The organism is Pseudonocardia sp. TMWB2A, from assembly GCF_017312135.1.
This window is the reverse complement of sequence record NZ_QKQY01000001.1, coordinates 1,628,361-1,647,998: the sequence shown is the minus strand read 5'-3', so window position 1 is coordinate 1,647,998 and position 19,638 is coordinate 1,628,361. Positions and strand designations below refer to the sequence as shown.

The window sequence follows — 19,638 nt, the reverse complement described above, 5'->3', positions numbered from 1 at the left end:
AACGGCTATTGTTCAGCGGGCGCGCAACAGCACGCCCAATAGCTGCCTATAGCGCGTCAATGTTACAGCCAGATCAAACGCCTCGGCCCGCTTTTGCGGCAGGATGCGGGACGCCGGATCATATTGGGTAAGGATCGCGCGGGCGATTTCTTCCGGGTCATTGGGGTCGATTAACAGGCCAAAGCGCCCGCCATCCAATATTTCGGCAGCATTGCCTGCGCTCCATGACGCGACCACCGGAACACCGCACGCCATCGCCTCCAGCAAGACATTGGGCGAGCCTTCCCAAAAGGATGGCAGCGCAAACAGCCGCGCACGGGCAAGCCATGCGAACGGGTTGGCCACGGTGCCGGGGAGCGCAACCTTGCCGGTCAGGCCATTCGCCGCAATCTCCGCTTCAAGCCAATGGCGCGCGCGCTCGGACCCCGCGCCCAATATGATCAGCCGTAAGTCGGTGCTGCGGTTTACAATGGCGAGTGCAGACAACAGGTTTTTCCAGTTTTTCTGCCGCACAAAGCGCCCGATGCCCATCATCACCGGGGGTGCGCCGTCTTGCAGCCAGGGATGCTCGCATGGCTGTTGCGCCGCTACGCGCACCTTTTCGACCGCGACCCCGTTGGGGATGACGGTGATTTTGGGATCATCGCCCATCACATCGCGCAGCCGCTGTGACACCGTTACAATCCGGTCGGCATCGCTAAGCAGCAACATCGCAATGCGGTGGCGCAAACGGCTCTTCATCGTGCCTTTTTCATCGGGGCGGGCGAGTTCGTTGCTGATGCGATAGATGCGCTGGATGGAGGACATTCCGCGCAACGCGGCCCAGACCAGAAGATGCCCGTGATTGCCTGCCGACAATATGAGCGCCGGTTTTTCGGTCCGCAAATAGCGGCGCAACGGCAAGAGTGCGCGCGCCAATTCGCTTCCCCGCCCGCTCGCAATGCCCGACCTGTCGAGTGTGACCAGCCGTATCGCGGGATCAAGGCTGTCCGCCAACGTGCCTTCCGCGCGCCACACGACCAGATCGACCGCATGGCCATGCTGCACCGCCTCGGTCGCAATGGCGATGGCATTGCGCACGACCCCGGTGGCGGCGAGATTATGGACGAATATGGCGATGGGGGGACGTTGCATGGTGAGTTCTACAACGCCGTCTTACTCCTTATTGTTGCAATAATATGATCGGCGGCAATTTCATCGGCTCCGCGCGCCTCTCCGTCGAGCGAAGCCGCGCCGAGTGCCTGCCGCACCGCTTCGACCTGCACCGGCCCATAGCCAGGATGCAAGGACGGCGCGCGTTCCAGTGCGGGGATTATATCTTCAATCCGTTCAATCACTTCACCGAAATGCCACATCCGGTAATTCTTATCCTCCTGCCATGCGACATGATGGGCATTCAAGAAAATCGCAGGGCGCGGGTGCGAGAGAAATTCGTAAATCTGGCTGCTGACATCGCCGATATAAATATCCGCCGCGCGCGTATAGCTCATGTCGCTCGACAGTTCGGAGCCCAAGTCGATATGCACATGATCGGGCGTGACCAGATCGGTCCAGCGTCGGCGCGTCGCGGCATCCGCGTCCTCGAACAAACGCACATGCGGCGCGACGATGAGATTATAACGCCCGTCAGCGGCAATCCGGTCGATAAGCGCGCGCGCCATAATGTCCCAAGACCCTAAAGACTGGTCGAAATGCGGATTATAGAGGATAATCGGCCGGTTATTGTTGAAAAAGCGTGGCGGTTGCGCTTGCAGGCGGCGGATACCGGCAAGTTTGACCGATCCGGATACCGAAATCTGGTCGGGGCTGAGGAGCTTTTCCTCGATCATCCGCGCCCGGTCTTTGTCGCCCGCGACAATCACATGGTCGAACAGGGACAGGCGGCGTTCAAAGCCTTTGGCGCGATCGCCCGCGCCATGCGGGATATGCAGGATAGGCGGGCATTTGCCCGGCATCCGGTGCAATTGGGTGGTCGTACGCTCAAGGCAGACAAGCGCATCATGTCGTTTCAGCCTGCGGTTCCACCACAAAAGACGCGGCGTTTTGAAATGGCCGCTTTTGTCGAGCCGGGCGAGCCGCTTGACCAGCCAATCGGGGAGCGCCAGTTCGATGATAGCGAGCGTGCCCGCGCCCAGCGATTGCAACATATCGGCCAAGGCCACCGCATCGGCGCGGTCGTTGACATAAGCGGTGATGCCGACATCGGGGCGGCGGCTTAACGCAGCAGCGACCGGCGCGCCGTGGAGAAAATGATGCTGCCCGCCAATGAGCAAAAAGGCGATGTCTAGCGGAGGGTCTAGCGCGGGGTCTAGCGCGGGGTCAGGTTCTGGCTCCGGCACCGGATCAGGCGGGGCAGGATCGCTCATCGGCTTTCAAAGGCGAGAAAATCGCGCAAGGCGTCAATCTGGTCGGGCGTCAACTTGACCGCGCTGCCAAGATCGGGAACCGCGGGCCATCCGGCATCGGCAAACGCCACGCCCTGCCATGTGCGCACGCCTTCATAGCGCGGGATGACATGGAAATGGACGTGCGGATCGACCATCATCAGCATTAGATAGTTGATCTTCCCGTAATCGACCGCGCGCGTCAAAATCTGTTCGATCTCGGCGGTGATGGTTGCCAGTTCGGCATGGGCCGCAGGGGCCAGCGCACCGAACGCGGTCGCATCGCTTTTGGCAGCCAAAATGCACGATCCCAAGGTCGGCTGGGCGGGGCGGAGCAACAGCAGCCAATGCTCCCATTGTTTGAGCAAGGTTGCGGGATAGCCGAATTTTTCGATAGTCGCGTTGATGCTCATACTCGTTGCTCCGCTACGGGCTTTTGCTCCATCCAAGATGTGATTTCATGGCCGCGCGACACGCGATATTCCGCCTGCAAAAGCTGGACGAGATGGAAGAGCAGCGACAGCGCGGTCCATACGGCTACGGCAAAAAGGCCGAGATCGGGCCGTTTGAACAGCATCGCGATAATCAGCAAAACCATGTTGGGATTGCGCCGCGCGGTAATCAGACGGAACCAGCTATCAATCGGCCGCCATGTGTGGACATCAAGCTTATGGCGCTGGAGGAAGCGGCCTTCGACAAGGCGTTGCAGCACATAGCCCGCAAAAATCACGACCATCGTCCACAGAAAGACCGGCGGCGCGAGCGCGAGGCCCCATGTCTTGAGACCCAACCCCCAAGCCAGCCACCAGAAGGGCGGATGGACAAGATCAATCCCGTGATCGAAGACATTGCCCCATTTGCTCGAAGTTATGGTGCATCGCGCGAGTTTGCCATCAACCGTATCGAGGACCATGAAGACAAATCCTGCGGCAATGCCGGGCCAATATTGGCCGATTAAAAACAGATAGAGCGCCGCCACACAAAAGGTCGCGCCGATGCCCGTCACCATATTGGGCGTCATCCCGATTTTAGCCGCGCCGCGCGTCAGCAGGAGCGCCAGTTCGGGCCATAAATATTTGGTGAGGATGTCGGTCACGCCCTTATAGGCGCCATAATAGCTTTTGCGCTCGATTCCGGCGGCGCTGGCGGGCGTTAGCGGCTCGAAGAACGGGTTTTCAAGCTTGCGGAGCTGGCTGTTATAAAGCTGCGGCTTGCTTTCCAATGTAACCATGTGCGCGCCCGCAGGGATAGTGCCGGCCTCCAGCGCCGCCGCTTCGCCGCGCGGCATATGCGCGAGCAGCGGCTTTCCGCCATGCGTTACAATCGTGCCGGGATGCGCGATGACATAAGTGAACCACAAGGGATCAAAAGCATAATGGACATCGGCCCAAATCACGTCCGCGCTGTCATCGCTGCCGGAAATGTCTGATTTTTCAGCAAGACGGCGGATGCGCTCGGCATTGGACATGCCCCAGACAAGGGTGTCATTATGGCCGGATAGCATAAGCGCCGGGCGGGGGCTGGTGATGGTCATACAGGCCTTGTCGCTACTGGAATAGCGGGGGATTTGGCTCAAAAATGCAGCTTTTGCAAGCTATGCGGCAAAGGTGGCTTTTCTATACTGTTCGCACCCCCGATTACGGAAAACACATAATTCGCCATTGAGCCGCGCGCCGCTTTTGGCTAACGCCCGTTCGAGTGCCGGAGTTTGACCGGAAAATTTCAAGTGGGGACATAATTGCGTCATGGCTGAATTTACATTGCCCGCCAACAGCAAGATCAACGGCAAGGGCCGCACGCACGCTGCGACCGGCGCGGGCAACCGCACCAAAAAATTCAAAGTTTATCGCTATGATCCCGACAGCGGCGAAAACCCGCGTTACGACATGTTCGACATTAATCTCGACGAATGTGGCCCGATGGTTCTCGATGCGCTCATCAAGATGAAGAGCGATCAGGATTCGACTTTGGCGTTCCGCCGGTCGTGCCGCGAAGGCATTTGCGGTTCCTGCTCGATGAACATTAACGGCAAGAACGGCCTTGCCTGCACCACCGCAATTGAAGATTGCAAAGGCGATGTGACGATCACGCCGCTGCCGCACATGGAAGTCATCAAGGATCTGGTCCCCGACTTCACCCATTTTTACGCGCAATATGCGTCGATCAAGCCTTGGCTCCAGACCGTCACCCCGACGCCTTCGTCGAAGGAACGCCTGCAATCGCCCGAAGACCGGTCGAAGCTTGATGGCCTTTACGAGTGCATTTTGTGCGCCTGCTGCTCGACCTCCTGCCCCAGCTATTGGTGGAATAGCGACAAATTTTTGGGTCCGGCGATTTTGCTTCAAGCCTATCGCTGGCTTGCGGACAGCCGCGATGAAGCAACTGGCGAGCGCCTTGATGAGCTGGAAGATCCGTTCCGCCTCTATCGCTGCCACACCATCATGAACTGCTCCAATGCCTGCCCCAAGGGGTTGAGCCCGGCGCGCGCGATTGCGGAAATTAAAAAGATGGAAGCCGAGCGGATTGTCTGAACCGCAAAGCCCTCCTCCCGCTTGGCGCGGTCGCCTTGGGCGATTGTCTCCTGCGCATGGATGGCCCAGCTTTTTTACCGAACTAGTTACTGTTATTCTTGGTGTTTTTCTCGCCCTAGGGGCGCAGCAGGCGGTGGACTGGTGGAACAACCGCAATGATGTGATCGCCTTCCGGGCGGCGCTGGACGACGAGGTGGCGGGAAATCTGGCCCAATATCGTGAACGGATGAAGCAGAATGAGTGCATCAAGAACCGGCTTGATATGCTCGATGCCTGGCAGCGCGATTGGCGCGAGGGTAAGGGCCGCACCATAGACGGCGAATTCGGACGCCCGCTTGCTTATCCTCCGGTCAATGTCATTTGGCCGATGGGTGCGAACGGCGTTGCCAACCGCATTCCGCTCGAGCCGCGTTCTATCTATTCCTATCTTGCCAACCAGTCGGACGGCATCGTCAAACTCGCGACGATCGAAATGGAGATATGGCAGGGCCTGTTTGCTTATGAGGGCGCGACCCGGCTCTCGCCCGAGGAAGTGAACCGGTTGCATGGCTTGATCCGCAGCGCGCGCAGTATAGACCGGTCGATACGGCTGAATATAGAATCGTCGATGGAAGCCGCGCAGCAAGGACTGAACATAAAAGCGGCGGAGGAACCGACCTACCCGCTTTCGCTCAGCGGCGTATGCGAACCTTTGGTTTTCAAAGACTGAGCAATGAGAGGATAGAGGCGCGTGCTTTTTGTGCGCGCTATGGTTATTTTTAATCGGATTAGTTTGACGGGAAGGTGAAAAATCTACGGGATGCGCGGATAAAACCGTCTGTTTTCCCAAGTGCTTACTTTCTCCTCGGAAGGAATTTTCATGCGTTACATTATGGCAACCGCCTTTTTCTTGATGCTTGGTGCTTGCGGGAGCGGGGATACGGTCGCGGTGCCGGACGGCAAGGGCGGCGTAACCACGGTCCAAAGAGATGGCGCCAAAGCGAGCTTCACCGATTCCGAAGGCAATACCACAACCGTTGATAATAATGCGTCGCGCGCGGATTTCCCCGATTTTGCGCCGCAGTATCCGGGCGCGAAAATCACCAGCGTGGCAAGCGTGGCCAATGACGAGGGCAAAAGCCTCATCGTCAATCTGGTGACACCCGACGCGTCGCAAAAAGTGCGCGATTTTTATAAGGCAGCGATGGAAAAAGCGGGTAAAAAGGTCGACGAGATCAACGGGGATGGCCATTTCCTGCTCTCGACCGAGGATGAGGATCCCGGCTCGCTTATCACCATCACGAGCGAAGATGATGGCAGCGGCACTACCATCGCAATGGTCCTCAACAGCAAGCCTTAAGCGGCACGGGGCCTGACGGAACGGCATGACCCCGCGCGACCGCATCCCGCCGCCTCCGCGCAAAGGCCGGACAAGAGGTACGCAACGCCTGTCGTCGCGCCATGTAGCAGCATTGATGTTGCTGGTCGGGCTGGGCTTGCTCGCTGGGCTTTATTTTGCGCAAGGCAATGGCTGGATCGCAGGTGGCGGGGCAGGCAATGCGCCGGTCTATTACCCGCCCGAAAAGCCCGAAAGCCAGCTTTATACCGGCACCGGCAGTGCACAATTTTCGCTCTATGCCCCGCAATATCCCGGCTCCGACGTGGTCGAAGCGGCGCGCTTTGAAGATGCGGTGGGCGGCACGATGATGGCCGTCATGACCAGCCGCGATGATCCGGTGGAGGTGGCCGAATTTTACCGCGCCGCGCTTGCCGATAAAGGGTTCCGGCCGCGGGTGCGGGGCGAAGGCGAGCGCACTTTGGTCAGTGGCGGGCGGCCCTCGGCGGGGCTGGACGTGATGATAAGCATCACAAAAACGGCCGATGGCTTGACGCGCATCGAGCTAGCCGACAATGCGAATATGACAACGGGCGATGGTCGCCCGACTGACCTTCTCTTCTTACCTGACGGTGAAACCTCCCATGTCCGACACGCGCCTGATTATCCATGAACCCGATCCTGCCAATCCGGGCTGGATGACATGGAATGTGCGCGATGCCCACCGCTTCAACGCGGTGGCTTTGGGGCAGATTATCGTGCGCAAGGAAGATGCGACCCATGCGGTTGTGCGGATGTTCCCGACCGTCACGCAAAGCAATCTCAACAATGTCGTGCATGGCGGCGCGACCATGACGTTCATAGATGTAGCGATGTTCGCCAGCGCCACCATCCTCGGCTTTGACGATCAGGCGGGACACGTGACCGTCAGCCTCGACACGCAATTTGTCGGCGCGGGCGCGATTGATGTGCCGCTTGATGCGCAGGTCGAAATCGTGCGCGCGACCCGCCGCCTTTTATTCCTGCGCGGTTTGGCGGTGCAGGGCGATGCAGTGATTGCCTCCTTCAGCGGCATATTGCGCCGCGCCAGTTTGACGGCGTGAGGGTGAAGGGCGCAGCGCGATGACCGGAGTTTTAAAAGCTTATGAGGCGCTGGTAGCGGGCAGCGAATTGCGCCCCGATGCCGATCAGGCGGCGGCGGCGGCGCGGCTTGACGATTTGCAGCGCGCGCTTGAAGGCCCTGCTCAAAGCGGCGGTTTCTTAAGTAAATTATTCGGCAAAGCACCGGTAACGGCCCCGCGCGGCATCTATATGTGGGGCGCGGTCGGGCGCGGCAAGTCGATGCTGATGGACCTGTTTTACGACAAGCTTGCCATTTCTCAAAAGCGCCGTGTCCATTTCCATGCGTTCATGCTGGAAGTGCATGAGCGGCTGCGCGAGGCGCGCAAGAGCGAAGCGGGCGACCCGATTTTACCGGTAGCGGATGCGCTAACGGATGGCCTGCGCTTGCTCGCTTTTGACGAAATGGTCATCAATAACAGCGCCGATGCGATGATCCTATCGCGACTGTTTACTGCGATGATGAAGGACGGGCTGACCGTGGTGGCGACCTCCAACCGGCCGCCGAAGGATTTATATAAGAACGGGCTGAACCGCGAGCATTTCCTGCCCTTTATCGACCTTATCGAAGCGCGGCTCGATGTGCTGAGTTTGAACGGGCCGACCGATTATCGCCGCGACCGGCTGGGCGGCGGCAAGCTTTGGTATGTCCCCAACGGCCCCGCAGCGACGCGCGCTTTGAGCGATGCTTTTTTCCGCCTCACCGACTATCCGGTCGAAGATGCCGCCAATGTGCCTGCGGCGGACCTGGAGGTAGGCGGCGGGCGCACGCTCCATGTGCCAAAGTCGCTCAAAGGCGTTGCGGTCTTTTCGTTCAAGAAATTATGCGGCGAGGCGCGCGGGGCGAGCGATTATCTTGCGATTGCGCGCACCTATCATGCGGTGATTTTGGTCGGCATCCCCAAACTCGGCCCCGAAAACCGTAACGAGGCCGCGCGCTTTGTGACGCTAATCGACGCGCTCTACGAATATAAGGTGAAACTGCTCGCGGCGGCTGACGCGGAACCCGACCAGCTTTATGAAGCGGGCGATGGCGCTTTCGAATTCGAACGCACCGCAAGCCGCCTCATGGAAATGCAATCGGACGAATATCTGAGCCTCGGCCACGGCGCGGAGTGAGATATGGGTGGCAGAGCGTAGCAGGTAGCAGCTAGCAGATAGAAAAAACCGCTAGCCCTGAGCCTGTCGAAGGGCGTTTCTCAGTACGGCACGCCCGTGCTTCGACAAGCTCAGCACTAGCGGGTTGTAATGATGCACACCCGCCGTTGACCTACGGTCGCCTTCAGTCCGACAAGCTCAGGGCTAGCGGTTCATTTTGCTATATTTGGTCGCACAGCCATATGGATAGCAAGAAAGGCCGGGGATAATCCCGGCCTTTCCTTTTGGGTAATCACCCCTAACCCGCAGCCCTTAAAAAGCGGCCCGCAGGATTTCGCGGATCACATAGGTGGTCGGGTCCACGCGATAGACATAGCCATCATAATAGCGGTAATTGCCGTTGGTATAATAGTTACGATATTGGCGCGGGATATAATTATCGCGATAGGATAGCGGCAGGCGCTGGCCTACGCCCCAGCGTGCGCGGGCCTGTCCCGGGGGCAGACAGCCATTACGCTTTTTGGCAAGTCCCGGCGGGCAGTTGCTGCCATAATAGCGCCCGTCGCGATAATAGCCGCCATCATACCAATAGCCACGGCCATCACCATAGCGCACACGGCTGGAATCCCAGCGGCGCTGTTGCGCGCGGCGGTCATAACGGCGGTCGTCGCGGCGATCATAACGATTGTCGTAACGACGGCCATCCCGGCGATCATACCGGTCATTATGCTTGCTCTGGCTTACCTTACCGTGGCCGCGATTATGATGGTCGCTATTGCCGCGCCCTTGGGCGAGCGCTGGTGTCGTGACCGCCATGGCCCCGACGGCTGCTATCAAAAATAGTTTCTTCATAGTTCGTCTCCTCATCCGACGATGATGTGGAGCAAACGGGTGGCGCGGCACTTTGTTGCATGAACCAAAAACAACATCCGGTTCAGGAAAATGGCAAGTTTGTAACGTCTTTGCGAGGGCTTGCCGCGAAGGTCAGGGGACCAGCGTGGTGAACAGGAAGGCGGCAAAGATGACCAGATGGATAGTTCCTTGAATGACCGTGGTTTTGCCTGTGCCGAGCGACAGGCTGCTCACAAATAAGGTGAGCGCGAGCAGGGTCATCGACTTGGGGCTAAGCCCCAGCACAAGGTCAAGGTCGAGCATGAGCGAAACCACGGCCACCACCGGAATGGTAAGGCCGATGGTCGCAAGCGCCGATCCGATGGCAAGGTTGAGGCTGGTCTGGAGCCGGTTCTGCCGCGCCGCGCGCACTGCGGCGAGCCCTTCGGGAAGCAGTACCAGCGCGGCGATGATGATACCGACCGTTGCAGCAGGCGCACCCGCACTTGCGACCGCTTCCTTGATCGCGGGCGACAGCGCCTTGGCGAGCAACACCACGCCGACCAACGCTGCAATCAACAGGCCGAATACGGCGGCGAGGGTCATCCCCTCCGGCAACGGCCCGTCATGCGCATGGGCGATGTCGTCATCGTCAATATCGTCATAGCTTTTGGGCAGGAAATAAGAGCGGTGGCGGATGGTCTGCGCCACCACATAAGTGCCGTAAATGATGAGCGAGATGATGCCGACAAAGATAAGCTGCTTGGACGAATAAACCGGCCCCGCCTCGCTGGTGGTGAAATTGGGGAGGACCAATGTCAACGCCGCCAAAGTGGCCAGCATCGCAATCCCTGCGGTCACGCCATATTGGGTGTAACGCTGTTCGGTATGCCGATGTCCGCCAACGAGCAGGCACACACCGATAATGCCGTTCAACACGATCATCAGCGCGGCAAAGACGGTGTCGCGCGCAAGCGCCCGCGCGCTCTCTCCGTCATTGAGCATCATCGACACGATGAGCGCGCCTTCGATAATCGTGACCGCAAGCGCGAGGATGAGCGTGCCATAAGGTTCGCCCACCCGATGCGCGATGACTTCGGCATGATAGACGGCGGCCAGCACGGCGGCGCCCAATATGAGGCTGAGGAGCGCGGTGAGCAGCCCGCTTTCGGGAACGCCTACAAGGCTCGCAATCACGCCTAATATCGGCACCACAATCGCCCAGATCGGCAAACGAAAGCGCAGCGTTTCGGCCGGGGGTGGTACAGGGGGAGATTCAGGGGGCGGGGCGGGGGTTGCGGCAGTTTCCATGCGGGTTTCATACCGGATGACGTCAAATTTTCCACCCACTAACCGCATCACCGCGCGGTTTTTTATAAAGGCGCGGGGGCGCGAAAGCGTAACGGCACACGCGCACGGCTTGCACCTGCGCTGTCATGCTTGTTAAGGACGGGCTTGATAAAAACAGGAGGAGCCGGTCGATGGCCGCATATGTGAAAGCGCACCCCGCAACCCGATTGGCGCTTGCCCTGCTGCTCGCCGGGGCCGCTATGCCTGTCGCGGCGCAAGACACGCAAGCTACACGCTGGCACGACACCGCGCGCACGATCATGGAAAAGAGCGTCGCGTTCGACACGGTGCAGGGCCATGACAAAGTGCCTGCCTATGCCGCCTATCTTGCCGGGCTTTATAAGGATCCGGGCATCCCCGAGGCCGACATCCATATCCTGCCTTATGGCAAGACCGCCAATCTGGTGGTGCGCTGGCGCGCTGTGGGCAAGCCTTCCAAAAAGCCGATGCTGATGCTCGCCCATATGGATGTGGTCCCGGCCGACGCAAGCGATTGGGGCGGGCATGATCCGTTCAAGCTGCGCGAAGAAAATGGCCTGCTCTACGGGCGCGGCGTGTCCGATAATAAGGCGGGGATTGTCGGCATTACGACCGCCTTGCTCAAATTAAAGGCCGAAGGGTTTAAGCCCGGACGCGACCTTATTGTCTTTTTCTCCGGTGACGAAGAAACCGAAGGCGATGGCGCAAAGCTTGCCGCAACCAAGTGGCGCAACCTGATTGATGCCGAGTTCGGCCTCAATTCGGATGGCGGCGGCGGATCGTCGCGTGCGGACGGGACGGTCGAAGGCTTTGACATACAACTTGCCGAAAAAACCTATGCCGATTTCGAATTTCTGGTGCGCAATGATGGCGGGCATAGTTCGCGCCCGCGCCCCGACAATGCGATTTACCAACTGTCCGACGCGCTCACTCGCCTCAGCCAATATCGTTTCGCACCGGTGCTGGTCGAATCCACCCGCGCCTATTTCACCGAACGGCAAAAGGCCGAACAGGGCGCGCTTGGCAATGCGATGCGCGCCTGGCTTAAAAATCCGCAAGATGGCGCGGCGGCGGATCTGGTCGAAGCGGAAGAGGTTGGCATGACGCGCACGCGCTGCGTTGCGACCATGCTGAATGGTGGGCGCGCACCCAATGCTTTGCCGCAACTGGCGCGCGCGGTGGTCAATTGCCGCATCATGCCGGGCGTTGAGCCGGAAACCATCCGCAAGGAACTGGAGAAAATCGCCCTCGACCCCAATGGCAAGGCGCAGATTGAAGTCAAGCAAATCGGCACCAGCCAGATGTCGCTCGCCTCGCCGCTGCGCGCGGATGTGATGAAGGCTTATACCGATACCGTCCATGCGCTGCATCCCGGCGTTCCTGTCATCCCGCGCATGTCCACCGGCGCCAGCGATGCGCGCCCGTTCCGCAATGCGGGCATCCCCGTCTATGGCGTCAATGGCAGCGTGAGCGCGCCCGCAGGCAGCAACGCGCATGGCAAGAATGAGCGTCTCCCGTTAAAATCGCTGCATAATAATGTCGATCATTGGGTGTTGCTCCTCCGCAAGCTGGCGGGGTGAGGGCGTTTGCCGCTGCCGCGCGCCCCATTAAATGATAATGCGAATTAATTGCAAAAATAGTTTCATATACGACTTTTGTTTCAGTTGAATATCACAGCTTAACGGCCTATGCGCGTGGGCGGCTGGTGCTTATGCACTCGACGGATTCGAAAGTTGCGGGCTTCCGGGAAGCATGAAGGCGGACCGGCAGGGCGTAAAGCTCTGGCAAATGCGGCCCAATCACTAACGGTTAGGAGTTTTGGTTCATGGCTCGCAAGAAAATTGCCCTTATCGGTGCCGGCATGATCGGGGGCACGCTCGCCCACCTCGCTGCGAAGAAGGAAATGGGCGACATCGTCCTGTTCGACATCGCCGAAGGAATGCCGCAAGGTAAGGCGCTTGACCTGAGCCAGTGCGGCCCGATTGAAGGCTTTGACGCCAATATCAAGGGCACCAATGATTATGCCGATATTGCAGGCGCGGATGTCATCATCGTGACAGCCGGTGTTCCGCGCAAGCCCGGCATGAGCCGCGATGACCTGCTCGGCATCAACCTTGGCGTGATGAAGTCGGTCGGCGAAGGCATTAAACAATATGCGCCCGACGCTTTTGTCATCTGCATCACTAACCCGCTCGACGCGATGGTATGGGCGCTGCGCGAATTTTCCGGCCTGCCGCACAATAAGGTTGTCGGCATGGCGGGCGTTCTCGATTCGGCGCGCTTTGCGACCTTCCTTGCGTGGGAATTCGGTGTATCGGTGAAGGACGTCAATGCGTTCGTCCTCGGCGGTCATGGCGACACGATGGTGCCGGTCACCAAATATACCACGGTTTCGGGTATTCCGGTTGATGACCTTGTGAAGATGGGCAAATCGACCAAGGAAAAGATTGACGAAATCGTTGCGCGCACCCGCGCAGGCGGCGGCGAAATCGTTGGCCTCCTCAAGACCGGTTCGGCTTATTATGCGCCCGCGACCAGCGCGATTGCGATGGCCGAAGCCTATCTTGGCGACCAGAAGCGCATCCTGCCCTGCGCGGTCTATGTCGACGGCCAATATGGTCTTGATGGCCTTTATGTCGGCGTTCCGACCGTGATCGGCGCGAATGGCGCGGAAGAAATCGTGGAAATCGACCTTGACGATGAAGCGAAGAAGAATTTCCAGGTGTCGGTGGACGCGGTGAAAGAACTTCTCGTCGCGTGCAAGGGTATCGACAACACGCTCGCCTGATAGACAGGCGGACGGCAACAGGGGCTTGTCAGGAGATATATCCGTGATGAAGCTGCAAAAGAATATTTTCTTGATGGCCGCGTTTGCGGCCACTGTTGCGCTGTCCGCTCCCTTTGTGGGTGCGCAGGCTGTGGCCGCGCAAGCCGCCAAGGCTCCGGCCAAAAAGGCTCCGGCCAAAAAACCTGCCGCCAAAGCTGTGGCCGCCTCCTCTGCGCCCAAGCAGGTGAAGCTTGCTTCGCCCGCCGATCTGGTCGCGGCGATCAAATCGTGCAGCACGGCGGTGAGCGCGGAAGGGTTGGTCCCGGCCAATCTCGCCAAAGCCGGATGGAAAGCGGCGACCGCCAAGACGGTATCGGGGAAAGCGGTGACGCTGCCGATGCGCGTCTATAGCCATAGCGATAGCCAAGCGACCGTCATGCTCCCGCAAAGCGATGGCCCTGATGGCGGCTGCATCGTCATGGCAAAGCTTGCTAGCGCACAGGATATTGCGCTCGCGGGCAATGTCCTGTCGTCCGAAATGGGCGTCCATCCGGTGCAAGGGGCCAATGGCGTGCCGATGTGGCGCACCGGCGAGCGCGCGATCCAGCTTCAGGCCGAAGGAACGCCGCAACAACCGGCGGTCCGTGCGGTCGTCATTTATGTCAAGGCGGGGGGATAGGCTCATGGCCGCAACACCGCTCTCCGCCTTGCTTTTTCCAACCAACCAGATGATTCAGCAGAACGCCGGAAAAGAATAAAGGATCAACCTCTTATGAGCATTCTCGTCAACAAGAATACCAAGGTAATCACACAGGGGATGACGGGCGCCACCGGCACCTTCCACACCGAACAGGCGCTTGCCTATGGCACGCAAATGGTCGGCGGTGTGACGCCGGGCAAGGGCGGCACGACCCATATCGGCCTGCCCATGTTCAACACCGTTGCCGAAGCGAAAGACGCGACCGGCGCGGATGCGAGCGTCATTTATGTTCCGCCGCCATTTGCAGCGGATTCGATCCTCGAAGCGATTGACGCGGAAATCCCGCTCATCGTTGCGATTACCGAAGGGATTCCGGTGCTGGACATGGTGCGCGTGAAGCGTGCGCTGACGGGTTCCAAATCGCGCCTTATCGGCCCGAACTGCCCCGGCGTCCTCACCCCCGGCGAATGTAAGATCGGCATCATGCCCGGCTCGATTTTCTCGAAGGGCAGCGTCGGCGTTGTGTCGCGTTCGGGCACGCTCACCTATGAAGCGGTGTTCCAGACCACCAATGAAGGCTTGGGCCAGACCACGGCAGTCGGCATTGGCGGCGATCCGGTCAATGGCACCAACTTTATCGACGTGCTGGAATTGTTCCTTGCCGACGATGAAACCAAGTCGATCATCATGATCGGCGAAATTGGTGGCGATGCCGAAGAGCAGGCTGCGCAATTCCTCATCGACGAAGCCAAGCGCGGCCGCAAAAAGCCGATGGCCGGTTTCATCGCAGGCCGCACCGCGCCTCCGGGCCGCCGCATGGGCCATGCCGGTGCGATCGTATCGGGCGGCAAGGGTGACGCGGAATCGAAAATCGCGGCCATGCAGGAAGCGGGCATCGTCGTAGCGGACAGCCCCTCGGCGCTCGGCACCACTTTGGTTGAAGTCCTCAAGGGCTAAAAACACAGATTCCCTCGCTTGCGATTGGCGGGCGAGGGTGTCCCCACCAGATTCGCATCTCGGCGCGTGCTATTTCTAGTGTAATATCAGGCACTCGCCGATTCCCCAGGAGCGTAAAATGGATTTCGAAGGTCTTTCCACGGCAGATTTGAACGAAGCGGAACCGCTGCCGAGTTGGGCACCCAAAAACTGGCCGCTGGACGAGTTGGACGCACGCGATTCGGGGATGGACCCGACGCGGATGCAGGTTGAACTGAAGGAAGCGATCAAAGGCGCTGCCAAGGCGGCAGGCACCCCGCTGGATGCGGCTGGCGTGGAAGCGGCGGCTGCCGACGCCATCCGGGCGATGATGCTGGTGCGCACCTATCGTGTGCGTGGCCATATGGCGGCCAATCTTGACCCGCTGGGCCTGTCGCACCGCGAGCTGCCCGCAGACCTTACCCCCGAATATCACGGCTTTACCGCCGCCGACCTCGACCGCAAAATCTATCTGGGCGGCGTGCTGGGCGTGCAATGGGCGACGGTCAAGGAGATCGTTGCGATCCTGCGCGCCAATTATTGCGGCAATGTCGGCCTTGAATATATGCACATCTCGGACGTCGAGGAGCGCCAATATCTTCAGGAACGCATGGAAGGTGCGGACAAGCACATCGAATTCACGCCCGAAGGCAAGCGCGCGATCCTGACCAAGGTCATCGAAGCCGAACATTATGAAAAATTCCTCGCCAAAAAATATGTAGGAACCAAGCGTTTCGGCCTTGATGGCGGCGAAGCAATGATCCCGGCGCTGGAAGCGGTCATCAAATATGGCGGCGCGCAAGGGGTGCGCGAAATCGTGTTCGGCATGGCCCACCGTGGCCGTTTGAACACGCTCGCCAATGTGATGGCCAAGCCTTACCGCGTGATTTTCCACGAATTTTCGGGCGGTTCGGCCAACCCCGATGATGTCGGCGGGTCGGGCGATGTGAAATATCACCTCGGCACCTCCACCGACCGCGAATTTGACGGCATCAGCGTCCATATGTCGCTGGTCCCCAACCCCTCGCACCTTGAAGCGGTCAATCCTGTCGTCCTCGGCAAGGTGCGCGCGCAACAGGTGTTCCGCGACGACCTTGCCAATCATGAGCAGGTTTTGCCCGTCCTCATCCACGGCGATGCGGCCTTTGCGGGGCAGGGCATTGTGTGGGAGTGCCTCGGCTTTTCGGGCGTGCGCGGCTATAATACCGGCGGCTGCGTCCATTTCGTCATCAACAACCAGATCGGCTTTACGACAAGCCCGCAATTTGCGCGCTCCTCGCCCTATCCGTCGGATGTGGCCAAGGGCGTTCAGGCACCCATCATCCATGTGAATGGCGATGATCCCGAAGCAGTGACGTTCGCGTGCAAACTCGCGACCGATTTCCGCATGAAGTTCAAGCGCGATATTGTGATTGATATGTGGTGCTACCGTCGCTTCGGCCATAATGAAGGCGACGAGCCTTCGTTTACGCAGCCGCTCATGTACGCCGCAATCCGCAAGCATCCTGACGTATCGACCATTTATGGCGAACGGTTGAAAGCCGAAGGCGTGGTCGATGATGCGTGGATCGAAAAAGCGACCGGCGATTATACCGCCAAGCTGCAAGCCGAATTTGATGCGTCCAAAGACTATAAGGCCAATAAGGCCGATTGGTTTGCGGGCCGTTGGTCGGGGCTCAATAAGCCTGCCGATCCCGAAACCGCGCGCCGCAATGTCGAAACCGGCATTTCGGAAAAGCTGTTTGACGGGCTGGGCCGCACGCTGACGTCGGTTCCGGCGGACCTCACCATCCACAAAACCTTGGCGCGTATTTTGGAAGCCAAGGCCGCGATGTTCAAGGATGGTGTCGCGTTCGATTGGGCAACCGCAGAGGCGCTCGCTTTCGGTAGCCTTGTGTCCGAAGGCTATGGCGTGCGTCTGTCGGGTCAGGATTCGGGGCGCGGCACGTTCAGCCAGCGTCATGCTGTGTGGGTCGACCAGACCAATGAGACAAAATATGTGCCGCTTTCGACCGTGCCGCATGGCCGATTCGAAGTGCTGGACAGCCCGCTCAGCGAATATGGTGTGCTGGGTTATGAATATGGCTATGCGATGGCAGATCCCAAATCGCTCGTCCTGTGGGAAGCGCAATTTGGCGATTTCGGCAATGGCGCGCAGATCATGATCGACCAGTTCATTGCGTCCGGCGAAGCCAAATGGCTGCGCGCGAACGGCTTGGTGCTGTTGCTCCCGCATGGTTATGAAGGGCAGGGGCCGGAGCATAGCTCGGCGCGTCTGGAACGCTTCCTGCAACTTTGTGCGCAGGATAATATCCAGGTGTGCAACATCACCTCGCCTGCAAACTATTTCCATGTGCTGCGTCGCCAGATGCTGCGCCCATTCCGCAAGCCGCTGGTCATCATGGCACCCAAATCGCTGCTCCGGCACAAAATGGCGGTGTCGGTGCGCGAAGACTTCCTTGGCGATACGCATTTCCGCCGTATCCTGTCCGACCCGTCAGCTCCGGCTGACAAGGACACCAAGCGCGTCGTGATGTGTTCGGGTAAGGTCGCTTATGACCTTATCGAAGCGCGCGATGCGGCCGGGATTACCGACACGCAGATCATCCGCATCGAACAAATTTATCCCTTCCCCGGCGAAGCGTTGAGCGTTCGTTTGAAGAAGATGAAAAATCTGGACGATGTGGTGTGGGCGCAAGAAGAACCCCGGAACAACGGGTCATGGTTCTTCGTTGAACCCGAAATCGAAAAAAGCCTTGCCAATGCAGGGCTTAAGGGCAAGCGGGCCCGTTATGCAGGGCGCGCGGCCAGCGCGTCGCCTGCAACGGGCCTGATGAGCCGCCACCAAGCAGAACAAGGCGCACTTGTCGCCGATGCGCTGGGCCTTTCGGTCCGCGCCGAAATTCGCCGCCAGAAGAAGGGATAAACATCATGGCAACCGAAGTCTCCGTGCCTACCCTCGGTGAATCCGTCACCGAAGCAACCATCGGCGAATGGCTGAAACAGCCGGGCGATCCGGTCAAGGTTGATGAACCGATTGCGAGCCTTGAAACCGACAAGGTGGCGATTGAAGTGCCCTCGCCAGTGTCCGGCGTGCTGGGCCAGCATCTCGTCAAGGTTGGCGATACCGTCAATGTCGGTGCGGTCATTACGACCGTCGAGGATGCGGTTGCGCCTGCGGGCAATACCGAAGTCACGCCGCGCGATGACAAGGCTGTCGAAGCCAAGGAACAGGCCGCCGACGCGCAGCCCAAAACGCTTGATGCCGCGGCTGCCAAGACGGTGTCGGACGCGGTTGAAAATAGCGCCAAGGCGGATGCGGCTGCAACCGCCGATGCGCAAGCGGGCAGCGACCTTACCATGTCGCCCGCCGTGCGCCGCGCGGTGCTGGAATATGGCATCGACCCGACCAAGGTTAAAGGCACCGGCAAGGATGGCCGCCTGACCAAGGAAGATGTGGTTGCGGCTGCTAAAGCTGGCACCGCCAAACAGGATGCCGCAGCGCCTGCATCAGCAGAAGCGGCACCGGCCGCTGGCAATGCCCGCAGCGAAGAGCGTGTCAAAATGACCCGTCTGCGCCAAACGGTCGCCAAACGCCTTAAAGAAGCGCAAAATACCGCCGCTTTGCTCACGACCTTCAACGATGTCGATATGACCGAAGTGATGGCCGCGCGCGAAAAATATAAGGAATTGTTCGAAAAGAAGCATGGCGTCCGCTTGGGCTTTATGAGCTTCTTCGCCAAGGCCGCCTGCCTTGCGCTCAAAGACATTCCGGCAGCGAACGCGCAGATTGTCGGCGATGAAATCGTCTATCATAATTATGTCGATCTGTCGGTCGCGGTGTCGGCCCCCAACGGGCTTGTCGTGCCGGTCGTGCGCAATGTCGAAAGCATGAGCTTTGCCGACATCGAAAAGGCCATCGGCGCTTATGGCAAGAAGGCCAAGGAAGGCGCGCTCACCATGGACGATATGAAGGGCGGCACCTTCACCATCTCCAATGGCGGCGTGTTCGGCTCGCTCATGTCGACGCCGATTATCAACCCGCCCCAGTCGGCGGTGCTCGGCCTCCACCGTATCGAGGACCGTCCGGTCGCGATTAACGGCGAAGTCGTCATCCGCCCGATGATGTATCTGGCGCTGTCTTACGACCATCGCCTGATCGATGGCCGCGAGGCGGTGACCGCGCTCAAAATCATCAAGGAAGCGATTGAAGATCCGACCCGCTTGCTGATCGACCTTTAAGGGCGACCGGGCTTTTTCGAGGAGACCAAAGATGCGTGCAAAATTGGCAACCCTGATGCTGCTCCCTTTGTCGCTTGCCGCGTGCGGCGAGGTCAAAAAGGGCTTTGACAAGGGCGTCGAGGAAAATTTCGTTCGGGAATTCGTCAATGGTTGCACGACATCCGCGGTGAAAGCGGGCAGCCCTCCGGCGATTGCCAGCAAAATGTGTAGCTGCACAGCGGACAAGCTGGCCGAAAAATATGAAGGCAGCGCATTGCTTGGCGTGTCGCAAGACGAAATGCTCGCGGCGGGTAAGCAATGTCTGCTGGAACAGGCGGCGAAATAGGGTTCGCTGGGCACCGCTTCGC

The 19,638-nt window shown here is 59.2% G+C and carries 19 protein-coding genes; 13 read left to right on the top strand and 6 right to left on the bottom strand.

Annotated features, from left to right (window positions below; genetic code table 11):
• Window positions 1–12: 12 nt before the first annotated feature.
• Genes DMP17_RS07710 through DMP17_RS07695 form a run of 4 tightly spaced genes read right to left on the bottom strand, consistent with a single transcriptional unit; the run spans window position 13 to window position 3,918 of the window.
• On the bottom strand, window positions 13–1,134 hold the full coding sequence (locus tag DMP17_RS07710) for a glycosyltransferase (protein WP_337828483.1): 1,122 nt from the start codon (window positions 1,132–1,134) through the stop codon (window positions 13–15).
• Window positions 1,135–1,142: 8 nt separating this feature from the next.
• Entirely contained in the window at window positions 1,143–2,366 is a 1,224-nt protein-coding gene (locus DMP17_RS07705; protein WP_337828482.1) for a hypothetical protein, read from the bottom strand.
• The gene (locus DMP17_RS07700; RefSeq protein WP_337828481.1) at window positions 2,363–2,797 is read right to left on the bottom strand and encodes an HIT family protein; all 435 of its coding nucleotides are present in this window, start codon (window positions 2,795–2,797) and stop codon (window positions 2,363–2,365) included. Before DMP17_RS07700 ends, DMP17_RS07705 begins: the two co-directional genes overlap by 4 nt.
• On the bottom strand, window positions 2,794–3,918 hold the full coding sequence (locus DMP17_RS07695; protein ID WP_337828480.1) for a CDP-alcohol phosphatidyltransferase family protein: 1,125 nt from the start codon (window positions 3,916–3,918) through the stop codon (window positions 2,794–2,796). The genes DMP17_RS07700 and DMP17_RS07695 overlap by 4 nt, the downstream gene beginning before the upstream one ends.
• A 211-nt stretch (window positions 3,919–4,129) precedes the next feature.
• Between DMP17_RS07695 and DMP17_RS07690 the strand changes: the two genes are divergently transcribed.
• The 6 genes from DMP17_RS07690 to zapE all read left to right on the top strand — a co-directional run bounded on the left by DMP17_RS07690 (window position 4,130) and on the right by zapE (window position 8,468).
• Window positions 4,130–4,915 carry a succinate dehydrogenase iron-sulfur subunit gene (locus DMP17_RS07690; RefSeq protein ID WP_337828479.1) on the top strand — a complete coding sequence of 262 codons (786 nt, stop codon included), beginning with the start codon at window positions 4,130–4,132 and terminating at the stop codon, window positions 4,913–4,915.
• 133 nt (window positions 4,916–5,048) lie between these two features.
• Window positions 5,049–5,624 (top strand): hypothetical protein, encoded by a 576-nt coding sequence (locus DMP17_RS07685; RefSeq protein WP_337828478.1) that lies wholly within the window; start codon window positions 5,049–5,051, stop codon window positions 5,622–5,624.
• Window positions 5,625–5,774: 150 nt separating this feature from the next.
• Window positions 5,775–6,254: a hypothetical protein gene (locus DMP17_RS07680; RefSeq protein ID WP_337828477.1), complete on the top strand. Its 480-nt coding sequence runs from the start codon at window positions 5,775–5,777 to the stop codon at window positions 6,252–6,254.
• Window positions 6,255–6,279: 25 nt separating this feature from the next.
• A complete protein-coding gene (locus tag DMP17_RS07675; RefSeq protein ID WP_337828476.1) occupies window positions 6,280–6,903 on the top strand; it encodes a hypothetical protein in 624 nt (207 codons plus the stop codon).
• On the top strand, window positions 6,875–7,333 hold the full coding sequence (locus DMP17_RS07670; RefSeq protein ID WP_337828475.1) for a PaaI family thioesterase: 459 nt from the start codon (window positions 6,875–6,877) through the stop codon (window positions 7,331–7,333). Before DMP17_RS07675 ends, DMP17_RS07670 begins: the two co-directional genes overlap by 29 nt.
• A 19-nt stretch (window positions 7,334–7,352) precedes the next feature.
• Window positions 7,353–8,468 carry a cell division protein ZapE gene (zapE, locus tag DMP17_RS07665; protein ID WP_337828474.1) on the top strand — a complete coding sequence of 372 codons (1,116 nt, stop codon included), beginning with the start codon at window positions 7,353–7,355 and terminating at the stop codon, window positions 8,466–8,468.
• Between the two features lie 291 nt (window positions 8,469–8,759).
• Here zapE and DMP17_RS07660 read toward each other — a convergent pair whose 3' ends face one another.
• Window positions 8,760–9,299, bottom strand: coding sequence for a hypothetical protein (locus tag DMP17_RS07660; protein ID WP_337828473.1), 540 nt, complete (start codon window positions 9,297–9,299; stop codon window positions 8,760–8,762).
• Between the two features lie 132 nt (window positions 9,300–9,431).
• Entirely contained in the window at window positions 9,432–10,589 is a 1,158-nt protein-coding gene (locus DMP17_RS07655) for a calcium:proton antiporter (protein ID WP_337828472.1), read from the bottom strand.
• A gap of 170 nt (window positions 10,590–10,759) precedes the next feature.
• Between DMP17_RS07655 and DMP17_RS07650 the strand changes: the two genes are divergently transcribed.
• From DMP17_RS07650 to DMP17_RS07620, 7 genes are all read left to right on the top strand, one after another.
• Window positions 10,760–12,187 (top strand): M20/M25/M40 family metallo-hydrolase, encoded by a 1,428-nt coding sequence (locus tag DMP17_RS07650; RefSeq protein WP_337828471.1) that lies wholly within the window; start codon window positions 10,760–10,762, stop codon window positions 12,185–12,187.
• Window positions 12,188–12,432: 245 nt separating this feature from the next.
• The gene (gene mdh / locus DMP17_RS07645) at window positions 12,433–13,395 is read left to right on the top strand and encodes a malate dehydrogenase (RefSeq protein WP_337828470.1); all 963 of its coding nucleotides are present in this window, start codon (window positions 12,433–12,435) and stop codon (window positions 13,393–13,395) included.
• Window positions 13,396–13,438: 43 nt separating this feature from the next.
• On the top strand, window positions 13,439–14,053 hold the full coding sequence (locus DMP17_RS07640; protein ID WP_337828469.1) for a hypothetical protein: 615 nt from the start codon (window positions 13,439–13,441) through the stop codon (window positions 14,051–14,053).
• 93 nt (window positions 14,054–14,146) lie between these two features.
• The gene (sucD, locus tag DMP17_RS07635) at window positions 14,147–15,031 is read left to right on the top strand and encodes a succinate--CoA ligase subunit alpha (RefSeq protein ID WP_337828468.1); all 885 of its coding nucleotides are present in this window, start codon (window positions 14,147–14,149) and stop codon (window positions 15,029–15,031) included.
• Between the two features lie 118 nt (window positions 15,032–15,149).
• Entirely contained in the window at window positions 15,150–17,975 is a 2,826-nt protein-coding gene (locus DMP17_RS07630) for a 2-oxoglutarate dehydrogenase E1 component (RefSeq protein WP_337828467.1), read from the top strand.
• Window positions 17,976–17,980: 5 nt separating this feature from the next.
• Entirely contained in the window at window positions 17,981–19,291 is a 1,311-nt protein-coding gene (gene odhB / locus DMP17_RS07625) for a 2-oxoglutarate dehydrogenase complex dihydrolipoyllysine-residue succinyltransferase (protein WP_337828466.1), read from the top strand.
• Between the two features lie 31 nt (window positions 19,292–19,322).
• A complete protein-coding gene (locus DMP17_RS07620; RefSeq protein ID WP_337828465.1) occupies window positions 19,323–19,616 on the top strand; it encodes a hypothetical protein in 294 nt (97 codons plus the stop codon).
• Window positions 19,617–19,638: the final 22 nt, after the last annotated feature.

Excerpts from the sequence above, each read along its gene's own strand:
- DMP17_RS07710 (WP_337828483.1), bottom strand. The coding sequence starts at position 1,134 with ATGCAACGTCCCCCCATCGCCATATTCGTCCATAATCTCGCCGCCACC.
- DMP17_RS07705 (WP_337828482.1), bottom strand. The coding sequence starts at position 2,366 with ATGAGCGATCCTGCCCCGCCTGATCCGGTGCCGGAGCCAGAACCTGAC.
- DMP17_RS07700 (WP_337828481.1), bottom strand. The coding sequence starts at position 2,797 with ATGAGCATCAACGCGACTATCGAAAAATTCGGCTATCCCGCAACCTTG.
- DMP17_RS07695 (WP_337828480.1), bottom strand. The coding sequence starts at position 3,918 with ATGACCATCACCAGCCCCCGCCCGGCGCTTATGCTATCCGGCCATAAT.
- DMP17_RS07690 (WP_337828479.1), top strand. The coding sequence starts at position 4,130 with ATGGCTGAATTTACATTGCCCGCCAACAGCAAGATCAACGGCAAGGGC.
- DMP17_RS07680 (WP_337828477.1), top strand. The coding sequence starts at position 5,775 with ATGCGTTACATTATGGCAACCGCCTTTTTCTTGATGCTTGGTGCTTGC.
- DMP17_RS07675 (WP_337828476.1), top strand. The coding sequence starts at position 6,280 with ATGACCCCGCGCGACCGCATCCCGCCGCCTCCGCGCAAAGGCCGGACA.
- DMP17_RS07670 (WP_337828475.1), top strand. The coding sequence starts at position 6,875 with ATGTCCGACACGCGCCTGATTATCCATGAACCCGATCCTGCCAATCCG.
- zapE (WP_337828474.1), top strand. The coding sequence starts at position 7,353 with ATGACCGGAGTTTTAAAAGCTTATGAGGCGCTGGTAGCGGGCAGCGAA.
- DMP17_RS07660 (WP_337828473.1), bottom strand. The coding sequence starts at position 9,299 with ATGAAGAAACTATTTTTGATAGCAGCCGTCGGGGCCATGGCGGTCACG.
- DMP17_RS07655 (WP_337828472.1), bottom strand. The coding sequence starts at position 10,589 with ATGGAAACTGCCGCAACCCCCGCCCCGCCCCCTGAATCTCCCCCTGTA.
- DMP17_RS07650 (WP_337828471.1), top strand. The coding sequence starts at position 10,760 with ATGGCCGCATATGTGAAAGCGCACCCCGCAACCCGATTGGCGCTTGCC.
- mdh (WP_337828470.1), top strand. The coding sequence starts at position 12,433 with ATGGCTCGCAAGAAAATTGCCCTTATCGGTGCCGGCATGATCGGGGGC.
- sucD (WP_337828468.1), top strand. The coding sequence starts at position 14,147 with ATGAGCATTCTCGTCAACAAGAATACCAAGGTAATCACACAGGGGATG.
- DMP17_RS07630 (WP_337828467.1), top strand. The coding sequence starts at position 15,150 with ATGGATTTCGAAGGTCTTTCCACGGCAGATTTGAACGAAGCGGAACCG.
- odhB (WP_337828466.1), top strand. The coding sequence starts at position 17,981 with ATGGCAACCGAAGTCTCCGTGCCTACCCTCGGTGAATCCGTCACCGAA.
- DMP17_RS07620 (WP_337828465.1), top strand. The coding sequence starts at position 19,323 with ATGCGTGCAAAATTGGCAACCCTGATGCTGCTCCCTTTGTCGCTTGCC.